The sequence below is a fragment of the Bradyrhizobium sp. SZCCHNR3119 genome, from assembly GCF_032487775.1.
In the GTDB taxonomy this organism is placed as follows: domain Bacteria; phylum Pseudomonadota; class Alphaproteobacteria; order Rhizobiales; family Xanthobacteraceae; genus Bradyrhizobium.
Genome location: NZ_JAUEUV010000001.1, coordinates 4,425,342 through 4,439,011, shown reverse-complemented (window position 1 = coordinate 4,439,011; position 13,670 = coordinate 4,425,342). Strand labels below are relative to the sequence as shown.

Annotated in this window: 14 protein-coding genes; 9 read left to right on the top strand and 5 right to left on the bottom strand. The window is 64.0% G+C overall.

Annotated elements, in window-relative coordinates; translation table 11 throughout:
- Positions 1-36 precede the first annotated feature (36 nt).
- Genes fba through QX034_RS20395 form a run of 4 tightly spaced genes read right to left on the bottom strand, consistent with a single transcriptional unit; the run spans position 37 to position 5,084 of the window.
- Positions 37-1,119 carry a class II fructose-bisphosphate aldolase gene (gene fba / locus QX034_RS20410; protein WP_315700724.1) on the bottom strand — a complete coding sequence of 361 codons (1,083 nt, stop codon included), beginning with the start codon at positions 1,117-1,119 and terminating at the stop codon, positions 37-39.
- A 30-nt stretch (positions 1,120-1,149) separates the two neighbouring features.
- A complete protein-coding gene (gene tkt, locus QX034_RS20405; protein ID WP_315728443.1) occupies positions 1,150-3,177 on the bottom strand; it encodes a transketolase in 2,028 nt (675 codons plus the stop codon).
- Complete coding sequence (locus QX034_RS20400; RefSeq protein ID WP_315700726.1) at positions 3,174-4,049, bottom strand: phosphoribulokinase; 876 nt, start codon at positions 4,047-4,049, stop codon at positions 3,174-3,176. The genes tkt and QX034_RS20400 overlap by 4 nt, the downstream gene beginning before the upstream one ends.
- Before the next feature lie 9 nt (positions 4,050-4,058).
- Positions 4,059-5,084, bottom strand: coding sequence for a class 1 fructose-bisphosphatase (locus QX034_RS20395; protein WP_315700727.1), 1,026 nt, complete (start codon positions 5,082-5,084; stop codon positions 4,059-4,061).
- Between the two features lie 151 nt (positions 5,085-5,235).
- On the opposite strand from QX034_RS20395, the gene QX034_RS20390 reads away from it, so the two are divergent.
- The 7 genes from QX034_RS20390 to QX034_RS20360 all read left to right on the top strand — a co-directional run bounded on the left by QX034_RS20390 (position 5,236) and on the right by QX034_RS20360 (position 11,231).
- The gene (locus QX034_RS20390) at positions 5,236-6,168 is read left to right on the top strand and encodes a LysR family transcriptional regulator (protein ID WP_315700728.1); all 933 of its coding nucleotides are present in this window, start codon (positions 5,236-5,238) and stop codon (positions 6,166-6,168) included.
- A gap of 333 nt (positions 6,169-6,501) precedes the next feature.
- A complete protein-coding gene (modA, locus tag QX034_RS20385; RefSeq protein ID WP_315728445.1) occupies positions 6,502-7,272 on the top strand; it encodes a molybdate ABC transporter substrate-binding protein in 771 nt (256 codons plus the stop codon).
- Positions 7,273-7,362: 90 nt separating this feature from the next.
- Positions 7,363-8,046 carry a molybdate ABC transporter permease subunit gene (modB, locus tag QX034_RS20380; protein WP_315700730.1) on the top strand — a complete coding sequence of 228 codons (684 nt, stop codon included), beginning with the start codon at positions 7,363-7,365 and terminating at the stop codon, positions 8,044-8,046.
- Positions 8,043-9,146 (top strand): molybdenum ABC transporter ATP-binding protein, encoded by a 1,104-nt coding sequence (gene modC, locus QX034_RS20375; RefSeq protein WP_315700731.1) that lies wholly within the window; start codon positions 8,043-8,045, stop codon positions 9,144-9,146. Before modB ends, modC begins: the two co-directional genes overlap by 4 nt.
- 200 nt (positions 9,147-9,346) lie before the next feature.
- Complete coding sequence (locus QX034_RS20370) at positions 9,347-10,210, top strand: xanthine dehydrogenase (RefSeq protein ID WP_315700732.1); 864 nt, start codon at positions 9,347-9,349, stop codon at positions 10,208-10,210.
- An 11-nt stretch (positions 10,211-10,221) separates the two neighbouring features.
- On the top strand, positions 10,222-10,812 hold the full coding sequence (locus QX034_RS20365) for a DUF2478 domain-containing protein (protein WP_315700733.1): 591 nt from the start codon (positions 10,222-10,224) through the stop codon (positions 10,810-10,812).
- Entirely contained in the window at positions 10,809-11,231 is a 423-nt protein-coding gene (locus QX034_RS20360; protein ID WP_315700734.1) for a winged helix-turn-helix domain-containing protein, read from the top strand. The genes QX034_RS20365 and QX034_RS20360 overlap by 4 nt, the downstream gene beginning before the upstream one ends.
- Here the strand turns inward: QX034_RS20360 and QX034_RS20355 are convergent.
- Positions 11,140-11,619 carry a TOBE domain-containing protein gene (locus tag QX034_RS20355; protein ID WP_315700735.1) on the bottom strand — a complete coding sequence of 160 codons (480 nt, stop codon included), beginning with the start codon at positions 11,617-11,619 and terminating at the stop codon, positions 11,140-11,142. The genes QX034_RS20360 and QX034_RS20355 overlap by 92 nt on opposite strands.
- 278 nt (positions 11,620-11,897) lie before the next feature.
- Here QX034_RS20355 and QX034_RS20350 point away from each other — a divergent pair, with 278 nt between their 5' ends.
- Together QX034_RS20350 and QX034_RS20345 are read left to right on the top strand one after the other, a co-directional pair.
- A complete protein-coding gene (locus QX034_RS20350; protein ID WP_315700736.1) occupies positions 11,898-12,905 on the top strand; it encodes an ABC transporter substrate-binding protein in 1,008 nt (335 codons plus the stop codon).
- Positions 12,902-13,669 (top strand): ABC transporter permease, encoded by a 768-nt coding sequence (locus QX034_RS20345; protein WP_315700737.1) that lies wholly within the window; start codon positions 12,902-12,904, stop codon positions 13,667-13,669. Before QX034_RS20350 ends, QX034_RS20345 begins: the two co-directional genes overlap by 4 nt.
- The last annotated feature ends 1 nt before the right edge of the window (position 13,670 follow it).

The window sequence follows — 13,670 nt, the reverse complement described above, 5'->3', positions numbered from 1 at the left end:
TGTTCCTCCTCGTGTTTCTGCATGCTGGTCCGCTGCTCACGCAGCCTCTGTCATTCCCCCGATGCGTGGATCGAGCGCGCCTGAGCGATAACGCCTGGCCATCTCCGCCAGCGGGACGACCTTGATCCGGGATGCGTTTCCGGCAGCACCGAACTGCTCGAACCGCTCGCGGCACAGCTCCCGCATCGAATCCATCGCCGGCTTCAGGAATTTGCGCGGATCGAATTCGCTCTTCGACTGCGACGCCACCTTTCGGAATATTGCGGTCATGGCGAGCCGGCAGTCGGTATCGATGTTGACCTTGCGCACACCGTGGCGGATGCCGCGGACGATCTCTTCCACCGGCACGCCCCAGGTCTGCGGCATCTCGCCGCCGAACGCATTGAACATGTCCTGCAGCGCCTGCGGGACCGAAGACGAGCCGTGCATAACCAGATGCGTATTCGGCAGCCGCCGATGGATCTCTTCGATCACATGCATCGCGAGAATGTCGCCGTCCGGCTTGCGCGAGAATTTGTAAGCGCCATGCGATGTGCCCATCGCAATCGCGAGCGCGTCGACCTTGGTGGCGCGGACGAAGTCGACGGCCTGCACGGGATCGGTCAGCAGCTGGTCGTGGCTGACCTTGCCCTCAACGCCGTGGCCGTCCTCCTGCTCGCCGCCGCCATGCTCGAGCGAGCCGAGCACGCCGAGTTCGCCCTCGACGGAAGCGCCGACCCAGTGCGCCATCTCGACCACGCGCCGCGTGATATCGACATTGTAGTCGTAGTCAGCCGCGGTCTTGGCGTCCGCCTTGAGCGAGCCGTCCATCATCACCGAGGTGAAGCCGTGCTTGATCGCCGTGGCGCAGGTGGCCTCGTCGTTGCCGTGGTCCTGATGCAGGCACAGCGGGATCTGCGGATACATCTCCTCCAAGGCATCGATCATCTTCGACAGCATGATGTCGCCGGCATAGGAGCGCGCGCCGCGCGAAGCCTGGATGATGACGGGCGCATCGACGGCCGCAGCAGCCTCCATGATCGCAAGCCCCTGCTCCATATTGTTGATGTTGAAGGCCGGCACGCCGTAGCCGCGCTCGGCCGCATGATCCAATAGCTGCCTCAAAGTGATCCGCGCCATGATCTGTCTCCGTCCCTGTTGTCTGATTGCTTAAGATGCACGCGCGCGGATGATGCAGCGCAAGGCGGCGTCGGCTACCGCCGCGGGCGTGATGCCGAACTCGCGGTAGAGCACCTCGGCCGGCGCCGATGCGCCGAACCCTTGCATGCCGACGAACTCGCCGCTGTCGCCGAGCCAGCGCGTCCAATCGCCTTCGATCGCAGCTTCAATGCCGATCCGCGGCGCCTCCCCGAGAACATCGGCGCGATAGGCGGCAGGCTGCTGCCGGAACAGTTCGAAACAGGGCGCTGAGACCACCGCAGCGCGCACGCTGTCGGCGGCAAGCAGCTTGGCCGCGTCACGTGCGATGGCAACTTCGGAGCCGGTCGCGATCAGCGTGACGTCGCGCCCGCCCTCCGGCTCATCCACGACATAGGCACCGAGCGCGACGCGATTAAGGTCGGATGGCTCGGTCCGGAACGGAGGCAGCGCCTGGCGCGAGAGACAAAGCACGGACGGTGCGGTCTCGGTCCGCAGCGCGCAATCCCAGGCCTCTGCCGTCTCGACAGCATCGGCCGGCCGGAACACCAGCAGGTTGGGAATGGCGCGCAATGCCGCCAGGTGCTCCACCGGCTGGTGCGTCGGCCCATCCTCGCCGAGGCCGATCGAGTCATGCGTCATCACATGAATGACGCGGATGCCCATCAGCGCCGCCAGCCGGATCGCCGGCCGGCTATAATCGGCGAACGCCAGGAACGTACCGCCGTAGGGAATGAAGCCTCCGTGCAGCGCAATGCCATTCATCGCAGCCGCCATCGCATGCTCACGCACGCCGTAGTGGATGTAGTTGCCGTCCATTGCCTCGGGTGTGACCGGCCTCTGCGTCTTCGCTTTGGTCAAGTTGGAATGGGTCAGGTCGGCCGAGCCGCCCAGCAGATTGGGCAGCGCTTCCGCGATGGCATCGATGGTGACCTGCGAAGCCTGGCGCGTCGCGATCTTCGGCTGTTCGGTCGTCAGTTGCGCCAGCAGGCTGGACATCCGCTCGGCATAGGTCGCCGGCAACTTCTTGTTCAGCGCGTCGTGACAGGGCGAACGGTCGCCCGCGCACAGCCGCCGCGCACGCTCCTTCCAGGCCTGGCGTTCGATCCGCCCGCGCGCACCAGCCGCGCGCCAGTTCGCCAGAATTTCGCCCGGAATCTGGAACGGAGGGTGCGGCCAGTTCAACGCAGCCCGCGTTTTCTCGACCTCTTCCGCGCCGAGCGGCGCGCCATGCGCCTTCTCCGACCCCTGTCGTCCCGGCGAGCCGAAACCGATGGTGGTACGGCAGGCAATCAGGCTCGGACGATCACTTTGCCGCGCCTGCGCAATCGCATTGGAAATCGCACTTGGATCGTGACCATCAATCCGGCACGTCGCCCAGCCTGACGCCGCAAAGCGCGCCAACTGATCATCCGAGCAGGACAGCGAAGTCGAGCCGTCGATCGAGATATGATTGTCGTCGAACAGCACGATCAGGCGGCTGAGCTTGAGATGCCCCGCAAGCGAGATCGCCTCGTGGCTGATGCCTTCCATCAGGCAGCCATCGCCCGCGATCACATAGGTGTAGTGATCGACCAGGTCGTCGCCATACCGCGCATTCATCATGCGCTCGGCAAGCGCCATGCCGACCGCGGTCGCAATGCCCTGACCGAGAGGCCCGGTCGTGGTCTCAACGCCCGGCGTATGGCCATACTCGGGATGTCCCGGCGTCTTGGCGCCCCACTGGCGAAAAGATTTCAGCTCGTCCAGCGTAACGGCCTCGTAGCCCGTCAGGTGCAACAGCGCATAGAGCAGCATCGAGCCGTGCCCTGCCGACAGCACGAAACGGTCGCGATCTGGCCAGGCCGGATCGGTGGGATCGAATCTCAGGAACTCTCGAAAAAGCACGGTGGCGACGTCGGCCATGCCCATCGGCATGCCAGGGTGTCCCGATTTCGCCTTCTCGACGGCGTCGATCGCGAGAAAGCGGATTGCGTTCGCCATCTCGGCGTGGCCGATCTCCGGCTTCGCGGCCACGGTTTGCAGGGCGATTGCGGTCATAGCGTGCGCCTCTTTCGTTCCATCAGTTGCAGGATCATCGGCGTGAGAATCAGCTGCATCGCAAGATCGAGCTTCGCGCCGTGGATCACGATCGAATTGGCACGCGACATGAAGCTCTGCGGGATCATCGAGAGCAGATAGGGAAAGTCGATGCCGCGCGGGTTCTTCAGGCGGATGACCACCATCGATTCGTCCGGCGTCGGGATCCAGCGCGCGATGAAGGGGTTCGACGTATCGACCGTCGGTACGCGCTGAAAATTGATGTCGGTCTCCGAGAACTGCGGAATGATGTAGTTCACATAGTCCGGCATGCGCCGCAGGATCGTGTCGGTCACCGCTTCAGTGGAATAGCCGCGCGAGGCGCGGTCGCGATGCAGCTTCTGGATCCATTCCAGATTCATCACCGGGACAACGCCGATCTTCAGATCGGCATATTTGGCGATGTTCACCTTCTCGGTGACGACGGCGCCGTGGAGTCCTTCGTAGAATAGCAGATCGGAATCGCCCGGCAGCTGCGTCCAGTCCGTGAAGGTTCCTGGCTTTCCCCCATAAAGGCTCGCCTCCTCGTCATCATGGACATAATGGCGGGTCATGCCGGTGCCGGATTCGGAGTAATCGCGAAACGTCCGTTCCAGTTCCTCGAACAGATTGGTATCGGGGCTGAAGTGGCTGAAATGCTTGTTGCCGCGTTCCTGCTCCTCGACCATCTTGCGCCGCATTTCCTCGCGGTCATAGCGATGGAAGGCGTCGCCTTCGATGTAGGCAGCTTTGACATTCTCACGACGAAAGATGTTCTCGAACGTCTTCTTGACCGATGTGGTCCCTGCGCCGGATGAGCCGGTGATCGAGATGATGGGATGACGACGTGACATGGCGGCCCCTCAGAGGAACAGGCCGCGGCGCGCGAACAGAGGCGCGTCGCTGCTTTCGAACAAGGGTTCGACACCTTCATGCAGGATGTCGATATCGCGCACCGCGCGGGAATCGCCCATCATCAACGGTGCACGCTGGTGCGGCGAGCGCGCCGAGAGTTCGAGAACGCGTGATCGCCCGTTGGACGCCGCGCCGCCCGCCCACTCCATGATCAGCGCCATCGGATGCGCTTCGTAGACCAGCCGCAGGCGGCCTTCGCGATAGGCGGGACGAGCATCGGCCGGATAGAGGAACACTCCGCCGCGCATCAGGATGCGATAGGCTTCCGCGACCAGTGATGCGACCCAGCGCATGTTGAAGTCGCGGCCGCGCGGACCGGCTGCGCCGGACAGGCATTCGTCCACGTAATCGCGCACCGCACCATTCCAATGCCGCTTGTTCGATGCGTTGATCGCGAATTCCGGCGAGTCCTGAGGAATCCGCAAGCCGGTCTTCGCGAGCACGAACTCCCGCAATGACGGATGGAACACGAACAGATCGACCCGCCCGTCGATTGCGAGCACCAGCGATGTCTGCGGTCCATAGATGAAGAACCCCGCCGCGAGCTGGACAGTGCCCGGCTCGAAGAAGCTCGAAACGACATCGCGGCCTCGTGGCCTGATCGAGAAGATCGTACCGACCGAGATGTTGTTCTCGATGTTGGCCGAGCCGTCGAGCGGATCGATCGCGACACAAAGCGGCGCCGCCGCATCGAGCGTTTCCGGCGCATCGACCTCTTCGGACAGGATGCCGGCCACCGGTGCGTTCCGGAGAGCTTCACGCATGAGTCCATCGGCGATCAGATCGAGCGGCTTCTGGCTGTCGCCGTCGGAATTGGTTCCCGCTACACCGCCATTCCCTTCGGACAATGGCGCGATGGCGATCAGCCGAGAGAGATCGCGCGCCGCTCCAGCCAGCGCCACGATGACGGCGGCGCAGGAGGCCTCCGCGCCTTGCGCCGCAAGATGTGCCTGCAATGTCAGATGTCGGTCCATAAAGCCCCTCCCGTGCCGTCAGCCATCGTTGTTCGGGCTTGACGCTTGCGGCGTCTCGGCATCGCCGTCCGCCTATCAAGCCGCGAATTGCATAATTAGTGAAATTTCTTTATCTTTGGAATAACAAAAGAATTTTTTATGGTGGGAGAACATGGCGAAGCGATTTTCGCGCGACCTGACGATCCGGCAGCTGCGTGCGCTCGCCGCGGTTCAGACCTCCGGTTCCGTGACCTCCGCGGCCGGCCGGCTTCACCTGACCCAGCCCGCGGTGACCCTGCAGATTCGCAACCTGCAGGAGCTTGCCGGCCTGCCGCTGATCCAACGCACCGCCGACGGCATGGTCCTGACGGATGCCGGGCGCAGCGTGCTCGCCTTGACCGAACGCGTCGAGGCTGCGCTGCTCGATTGCGAGCAGGAGCTCGAGATGATCGCCGGCCGCAGCGGCGGACGGGTGTCGATCGGCGCGGTCAGCACCGCAAAATATTTCGTGCCGTTCGCAATCGCCGAATTCTCCCGCCGCTTCCCGAAGATCGACGTGTCGCTGCGAGTGGGCAACCGCGACACGATCCGCGAGGCGCTGCGCGGCTACGATCTCGACATTGCGATCATGGGACGTCCGCCCGCCGACCTTCAGGTCGACATGCGGCCGCTCGGCAAGCATCCGCACGTCGTGATCGCATCCGCCAACCACTGGCTCGCGAAGAAGCGGCGGATTACTGCAGCCGATCTCGCCAGCGAAGTCTTCATCACTCGCGAGATCGGCTCCGGCACGCGCATGCTGATGGAGGACTTTTTCCGGAAGAACAGATTGCAGCCGAAGACCAGCATGGAGATGGACAGCAACGAAACCATCAAGCAGGCCGTGATCGCAGGCCTCGGCGTCGCCTTCATCTCGCAGCATACGGTCTCCCACGAGCTCGAAGAGGGCCGGTTGGTCGCGCTGAAAATCCCGGGGCTGCCGATCATTCGCCAGTGGCACGCCATCCGGCGGGCCGACAAGCTCTTGTTGCCCCCCGCCCAGGCCATGCTCGATTTCCTTGGCCGGGAGGGTGCGCGCTATTTGCCCGATGCCGCCAAGCCCTGACCACTCGCAAAAAGCTTCGTCCGCCTGATTGTCGGATATCCGACAGGCGCGGACGCGCCAGCGGCTACGGTCCACATCGCCCGCTGGCGCACCGACCGCCGAGGGCGGTTGACGATGACGCCGCATCCCATTTACCGTGGTATATACATAGTGATATAGCTTCACTGCTGATCAAGCTGGACGCTCCCCCGACAATGGAACGGCACTTGCACCGCTCTTCGGGTCGCCGATGGCAGCGTCGGCTTCGAGACATTGAAGCCCGGAGGCGATCGAGCCGCGGCAGGCAACTGTCGGGTGCGGCGCCGGACCGGCGCGATGAATGAGGTTAATGTGATGAAACTGATCCGTTCGGTACTGGTCGCCGCCCTTTGCGCCACGACATGGCTGTTCACCAGCGCGGCCGCCTTTGCCGGCAGCGCCAATGTCGCGGTTGCCGCCAATTTCACCGAGCCGGCGAAGGAGATCGCGGCGCTGTTCAAGGCCAAGACCGGCCATGAGGTCGTGCTGAGCTTCGGCGCGTCGGGTCAGTTCTACACCCAGATCAAGGAGAACGCGCCCTTCGCCCTCCTGCTGTCCGCCGACGATGAACGGCCGAAAAAACTGGTCGCCGAAGGTCTCGGCGTGCCGGACAGCCGTTTCACCTATGCGATCGGCAAGCTCGTGCTTTGGAGCAAGGATCCGAATGCCGTGAAAGGCGAGGAGACGCTGAAGGCAGGCGCGTTCAACAAGCTCTCGATCGCCAATCCCACGGCCGCCCCCTATGGGGCCGCCGCGGTCGAGACCCTGAAGGCGCTCAAACTCTACGACACGGTGCAGCCCAAGATCGTGATGGGCAATACGATCTCGCAGGCCTTTCAGTTCGTGGACACCGGCAATGCCGAGATCGGCTTCGTCGCCCTGTCGCAGCTGATGCCCAATGCCGGCGGCTCGCGCTGGCTGGTGCCGCAAAATCTGTATACGGAGATTCGCCAGGACGCCGTGCTCTTGAAAACCTCCGCCGGTAACGAAGCCGCCACCGCGTTCCTCACCTTCCTGAGGAGCCCGGAGGCTCGCGCAGTAGTCGAGAAATACGGCTATGCTCTGGATCCGAAGTCGGGTTCGTAGGAGTTGGATGTATACTGATCGCCTGCGCATGTCGGCCACAGAGTTGGCCGCCCCCGTTGGAGAGCGGAAGACCCTGGGCTTGAGCGCGTCATGACTCTCTCCGGCGATATCTGGCAGCCGGTCCGGCTGACGCTGGAGCTTGCCTCGCTCACGACTGTCATTCTGATGATCGTGGGAACGCCCATCGCCTGGTGGCTCGCGCGCTCGAAACGCTGGTGGAAGGAAGCTATCGCCGCGCTGGTGGCGATCCCGCTCGTCCTGCCGCCGACTGTGCTCGGATTCTATCTCCTCGTGGCGCTGGGGCCGAATGGTCCTGGCGGCATGCTTGCGGCGCTATGGGGGGCCCGTACGCTGGCCTTCACATTCCCAGGGCTGGTGATCGGCTCCGTGCTGTTCTCGATGCCGTTTGTCGTGCAACCGATCCGCAACGCGTTCGAGGCGATGGGCGATAAGCCCATCGAAGCTGCGGCAACCTTGCGGGCCTCGCCCTGGCGGGCGTTCTGGACCGTCGCGGTGCCGCTCGCAAGCCCAGGCTTCCTCACCGGCGCCATTCTGGGCTTCGCCCACACGGTCGGCGAGTTCGGGGTGGTCTTGATGATCGGCGGCAACATCCCCGGCAAGACGAAGGTGCTGTCGGTCGCGATCTACGATTATGTCGAGACGTCGCAATGGACCGAGGCCTCGGTGCTCGCGCTCGGCATGGTGATCTTCTCCTTTTGCGTGATCCTCGCCATGATGCTGATCGAGAAGAAGGTCAGCCGATTAGCATCATGACGTCCAACACCATCAAGGTCGATTTTCGCGGGCTCCTTGGAAGCTTCGAACTGAACGCCCAATTCGAGCTGCCGGCGCGCGGTGTGATCGCCATCTTCGGTCCGTCGGGCTGCGGCAAGTCCGCGGTGATGCGCTGTATCGCGGGTCTGAACCGCATGAAGGCCGGGTTCTGTTCGGTTGCCGGCGATGTGTGGCAGGACGAAAAATCCTTCCGTCCGGTTTACCAGCGTCCGATCGGCTACGTGTTCCAGGAAGCCAATCTGTTTCCACACCTCTCGGTCCGCCGCAACCTGACGTACGGCCGTCCCGCGAAAACAGATCCCGGCGCGATCGCCTTCGACGAGGTCGTGGCGCTGCTCGGGATCGACCGGCACTTGGACCGCTCACCGCGCAACCTGTCCGGAGGCGAACGGCAGCGCGTCGCGATCGGCCGCGCATTGCTCAGCCAGCCCAAGCTCCTGCTGATGGACGAGCCGCTCTCGGCACTCGATCAGATGACCAAAGACGAGATCCTGCCCTATCTGGAGCGGCTGCACGGCGCGCTCGACCTGCCGATCCTCTATATCAGCCATGATATGGCGGAGGTCGAACGGCTCGCGGATCAGCTGGTACTGATGAAAAGCGGCCGTGTGATTGCGGCAGGATTGCTCACCGACCTGCAGGCTGATCTGGCGTTGCCGCTCGCAGTATCGCGCGATGCTGCAGTCAGCCTCGATGCAACGGTGGTCGCCCAAGACGAAGCCGATGGCATGACGACGCTGGCAGTGCCCGGCGGCCAATTCCTCTTACCCGCCGAGCCCCTGCGGATTGGCGACCATCGTCGTCTGCGGATCCTGGCCGACGACGTCAGCCTGGCCCGCGAGCAGCCCAGCCGGAGCACGATCGTCAATGTGCTCCGCGCCAAGATCCTGAGCATCCGCAGCCAGTCGGACCACCGGGTGACCGCGCTGCTCGGCCTCGGCCTCGACGGCAGCGGCGCACGTCTGCTCTCGCGCGTCACCCAACGCTCCTGGAAAGAGCTCGATCTCGCGGTGGGACTCGAAGTCTACGCTCAAGTCAAAGGTGTCGCGCTGGTACGCCGCGAACAGCCGTCCGTCTGACGCGCCGCAAATCCAAACGATCATATCGCTGTTATATCCGCGACAATATAGGATGCGTTGTTATATACGAGACAATACAGCTTGAACTCTCGAGAAAACACCAGACCAGCCGTTTCTGATGACAATCCAAATACTTAAGATCGCTCCCGACCGTTGGCGCGGTGCTTGCTATGAAGGATCTCGCAACACGAGGTCTCCCTATGAAGCCCGCCGCCGTCACCTGGCACCCCAACGCACCAAGACCCCTCGCGCTTGTGCTTGGCACAAACGAAATCGCCTCCGCCGTCGCGACCAAGCTCAATGACGCACGGTTTGCGGTGGTGATGTGTCACGACCCCTTTCCCCCGGTGATCCGCCGCGGCATGGCGTTTCACGACGTCTTGTTCGGCGAACGTCGCGAACTCGCAGGCATTGTCGGTGAGCGTGCCGAGGGGGTCGCCGACATCGTCCGGATTCATCGGGAGCCCGACCGCGTTGCCGTCACCGAGATGCATCTCACTGACATCATCGCCTTCCGCTATCCCGCAGTGATCGTCGACGGTCGCATGCAGAAGCGCCTCATAACGCCGGACCTGCGCGGCGTCGCCCGCGTCGCAGTCGGCATCGGACCGCACTTTGCGGTCGGCTTCAACTGCGACGTCGCGATCGAAACCCACCCATGCGCAACGGGGGCGATCATTTCACACGGCACGACGCAACTTGCGGACGGAAAGGCGCGCAGCCTCGGCGGTGCCGGCCGCGAACGCTTCGTCTATTCGGATCATGAGGGCATCTGGCACACGCCGGTCGATATCGGGACCCGCGTCTACAAGGGACTTCAGCTCGGCTCGCTCGGCGGAGTGCCCGTGTTTGCGCCGCTGGACGGTGCGCTCCGGGGCATTGCTCGTGACGGCTCGCGCGTGCCGGCAGATGTCAAGCTGCTGGAGATCGATCCGCGCGGTCGGCACGCATCCTGGAGCGGCATCGACGAGCGCGGCCATGCCATCGGCACCAGCGCGATCGCCGCGATCACCGCCATTATGCAGACCGACCGGAAGGCGGGCCGCGTCTCCGCCAACGCATGAGGAGAATTGCCATGGGTATTGCCGAGATCGCAACGTGTCAGATCGTGGCGCTGCAGGGTGCCGCCTCCGCAGTCATCCAGGGCATGCTGCACGACTTCGCGGCGCGTCTTTCTGCAACCGGCCTGCGGGTCGTCGGCGTGGTCGAGAGCGCAGCCGACCATGACCATCCGTGCAAATCCATGGTCCTGCGCAGCCTCGATGACGACCGTGTGTTCTCGATCTCGCAGGATCTCGGCCCCGGCTCACAGGCTTGCAGTCTCGCCCCCGAAGGACTTGCGCTCGCCTGCGCCGCGGTCCAGGAGCAGATCGCACGCGGCACCGACATCGTGATCCTGAGCAAGTTCGGCAAGCAGGAGGCGATGGGGCGCGGCCTGAGCGATGCCTTCGGCACCGCAATTGCCGCGGGGGTGCCGATCATCACATCGGTATCGCCGGCCTTGATGAGCGAATGGCGGAACTTCGCTGGCGAGTTTGGCCAATGCGTCCAGGCCGAGATCGCACAGCGCCCCGGTTGGCTCGAGGGGTGGTCGGGCCGGGTGGTGACAGCCTCCTACGCACGTGACATGATCAGGCCGGTCAACGACTGGATCGGCACCGGATGAAGGACGCGGCACAGATCGAACTGACGATCAATTTCGGCAATGGCGGCCGCCTCACGCCGGAGGATCTTCTGTTGATTGAGACGATCAGGAGAGAGCGCTCGATTCTCGGGGCAGCGCGCGCAAGCGGCATCTCCTACCGCAAATGCTGGCTGATGGTTGATGCGCTCAACCGCACCTTCGAGACCCCGGTGTTCGAGACCCATCCTGGACGGCGCGGCGGCGGAGCAGAAATCACGCCGTTCGGCGAGCGGCTGATCGCGCTGTACCGCTCGATGGAGCGGCGCACGCGCACGGCGACGACGGCCGCGCTCGGCGAGCTGCAGAAGGCTACTGATCCGGACTATCAGAAGCGGGCCAACGGCGTGGCCGAGGCAGCTCCGAAGGCCGAACCGCGCCGGGTCCGATCGCGACGCTCTTGATCATCGCCCAGGCCGACAGGCCGGCCTCGAGCGCCAGGCGCTCGACCGATTCCAGGGTCACCAACGCGTGTAGCCGCGTTGCGCCGAGACCAAGCGTGACTCGGACGTAAGGCGCCTCCAGCGGCAGGATCTCCTCGATTTTCCCGGGCAGGCGGTTGGTAATGGAAACGTCCATCGGACGCGACAACGCGATCGAGACGTCGCGCGCTTCGATCGTCACCGACACACCCGCGTCGACCGGCGCATCGACCATCGGCACCCGCAACTCGCCGTCGGCAAAGAACAGCGTCGACATCCCGTATTGTGGGTCGTGTCGCAGCACCCGCGCCGGCACTGTCGTGCTCAGAACAGTGGAAGCAGCCGCCACAGGCAACGGTTGACCGGTCATCATCATCTCGACAGCGCGAGGCCGTCGTTCTCAGAGGCAAAGCCAGAACGCGATATCATCGACGCACTCTGCCGCATTGTCAGGCTGTAGGCAAATCAACAGGCCTGTCCCGAAGGCGACAGCGGCCAGGCGGCTTCCTGAGCTGTTTCGCCCATAATACAGCTGGCATGACGATTGCTCCATGAGCACCGCCACGGCATGTGCCGGACAATACGCCAGCGTCCCGTTTCGCGCGGCTCATGCTATATTGACATGGATATAACTTGCGGAGTTCTGCCATGAGTCATTCCGCGCTCCCTCTCCTCTCCCGTCGCAGCCTCGTTGCCGGTGCGGCGCTGGCCGCCCTGCCGCTTGGACGCAGCCTCGCCAAGGTGGTGCCCGGCCTTGAGATCCTGGGGGCGCCGACGGGCGCCACCATTACGCTGGTGCGGGCGCTCGCCTCCGGCGCATTGTCATCGGCGGCACCTGAAGCAACGTTCCGACTCTGGCGGGACACCGACGATCTGCGCGCCGCTGTCGTCAGCGGCCATACCAAACTGTTCTCCACGCCGACCCATGTACCCGCCAACCTCGCCAATCGCGGCATGCCGTTGAAGCTGTTGTGCCTGCTCGGCATGGGGCACCTCACGGTGGTCGCCGAAGACGAGAGGATCAAGAGCTTCGCCGATCTCGCCGGGCAGCCGGTGCTCGGCTTTTTCCGGAACGACATGCCGGATCTGGTCTTCCGCGCCTGTGCCAAGATGGAGGGCCTCGACCCGGACGAGGACCTCAAATTGTCTTATGTGCAGACCGGGATGGAGGCGGCACAAATGCTGGCGGCGGGGCGCGCCACGGCCGCGATCCTGTCGGAGCCGCCAGCCACCGCCGCGATCATGATGGCCGCTCAACAGGGCCGCACGCTTCATCGCGCCATCAGCCTGCAACAGGTCTGGACCAAGCACGGCGCCAAGAATGGCGCTACGACTGGCATTCCCATGGTCGGTGTCGCCGTGCATGCCAGCCTGCTCGACGATTCGCCGGAGCTGATCAATGCGCTGCGCAAGAGCCTGCCGCAGGCGAAGGATTGGGTCCTGGCGAACCGCAGCGAGGCCGCAGCCCTGGCCGAGGCCAAGATGCAGATGCGCCCGATGATCTTCGAGAAGGCGCTGGAGCATTTCAACATGAGCATCGTTCCGGCGGAAGCCGCACGTACCGAACTCACCCGGTTCTACCAAGCCATCCTCGATCTTGCGCCCGACGCGCTGGCAGGCAAGCTGCCGGGCGACGATTTTTATCTGGCACCGTGACCATTCCGGGACGCATCCTGTGGGGAACGGCCGGGCTCGCGACCGTGTGGGTGGCGTGGGAGTTCGGGTCCCGTGCATTCGGTCCGCTGGTGCTGCCTCGACCTTCGGATGCAGCATGGAAGCTGCTGACTCTGACCGAAAGCGGAGAGGTTAGCGCGGCCTTGAAGCTCACGGCCGTGCAGTCGCTGACCGGTTGGAGCTGCGGCTGCGTTCTCGGCACGGGTCTCGCCGCTATCGCGGCAGCATCGCGACGTCTCCGCTTTGCACTGAGGCCGGTTACGACAGCCTTTCTCGGCGTTCCACCGGTCGCCTGGCTCGTGCTCGCCTTTCTCTGGTTCGGGGCGTCGGGCTTCATGCCGGCCTTCACGGTCGCGATCACGATTTTCCCGGTTCTCTTCCTCTCGGCCTTGCAAGGGCTCGATGCGCGCGATCCGGGCCTTGCCGAAATGGCGCGGCTCTATCACGCATCGCGCCGGCAGACATGGATCGACATCGACTTGCCGCAACTGCTCGACCATCTTGTGCCGGCAGCTGCAACCGCGCTCGGCTTCGCCTGGAAGGTCTGCATCATGTCGGAGGTGATGGGGAGCGGGACGGGGATTGGTGGCCGGCTGGCGACCGCCCGCGCCCATCTCGACCTGGCGGAAACGATGGCCTGGATCATTCTCGTGATGCTGCTGGTGCTGGCCTGCGACTTCGCATTGGTTGCTCCGCTCCGTCTGTGGGCGGCGACACGGCGTGCGCCCAGCTTCGAGGCAGGCTGAC

Excerpts from the sequence above, each read along its gene's own strand:
- QX034_RS20390 (WP_315700728.1), top strand. The coding sequence starts at position 5,236 with ATGGCGAAGCGATTTTCGCGCGACCTGACGATCCGGCAGCTGCGTGCG.
- QX034_RS20350 (WP_315700736.1), top strand. The coding sequence starts at position 11,898 with ATGAGTCATTCCGCGCTCCCTCTCCTCTCCCGTCGCAGCCTCGTTGCC.
- modB (WP_315700730.1), top strand. The coding sequence starts at position 7,363 with ATGACTCTCTCCGGCGATATCTGGCAGCCGGTCCGGCTGACGCTGGAG.
- QX034_RS20395 (WP_315700727.1), bottom strand. The coding sequence starts at position 5,084 with ATGGACCGACATCTGACATTGCAGGCACATCTTGCGGCGCAAGGCGCG.
- modC (WP_315700731.1), top strand. The coding sequence starts at position 8,043 with ATGACGTCCAACACCATCAAGGTCGATTTTCGCGGGCTCCTTGGAAGC.
- fba (WP_315700724.1), bottom strand. The coding sequence starts at position 1,119 with ATGGCGCGGATCACTTTGAGGCAGCTATTGGATCATGCGGCCGAGCGC.
- modA (WP_315728445.1), top strand. The coding sequence starts at position 6,502 with ATGAAACTGATCCGTTCGGTACTGGTCGCCGCCCTTTGCGCCACGACA.
- QX034_RS20400 (WP_315700726.1), bottom strand. The coding sequence starts at position 4,049 with ATGTCACGTCGTCATCCCATCATCTCGATCACCGGCTCATCCGGCGCA.
- tkt (WP_315728443.1), bottom strand. The coding sequence starts at position 3,177 with ATGACCGCAATCGCCCTGCAAACCGTGGCCGCGAAGCCGGAGATCGGC.
- QX034_RS20370 (WP_315700732.1), top strand. The coding sequence starts at position 9,347 with ATGAAGCCCGCCGCCGTCACCTGGCACCCCAACGCACCAAGACCCCTC.
- QX034_RS20355 (WP_315700735.1), bottom strand. The coding sequence starts at position 11,619 with ATGACCGGTCAACCGTTGCCTGTGGCGGCTGCTTCCACTGTTCTGAGC.
- QX034_RS20365 (WP_315700733.1), top strand. The coding sequence starts at position 10,222 with ATGGGTATTGCCGAGATCGCAACGTGTCAGATCGTGGCGCTGCAGGGT.
- QX034_RS20360 (WP_315700734.1), top strand. The coding sequence starts at position 10,809 with ATGAAGGACGCGGCACAGATCGAACTGACGATCAATTTCGGCAATGGC.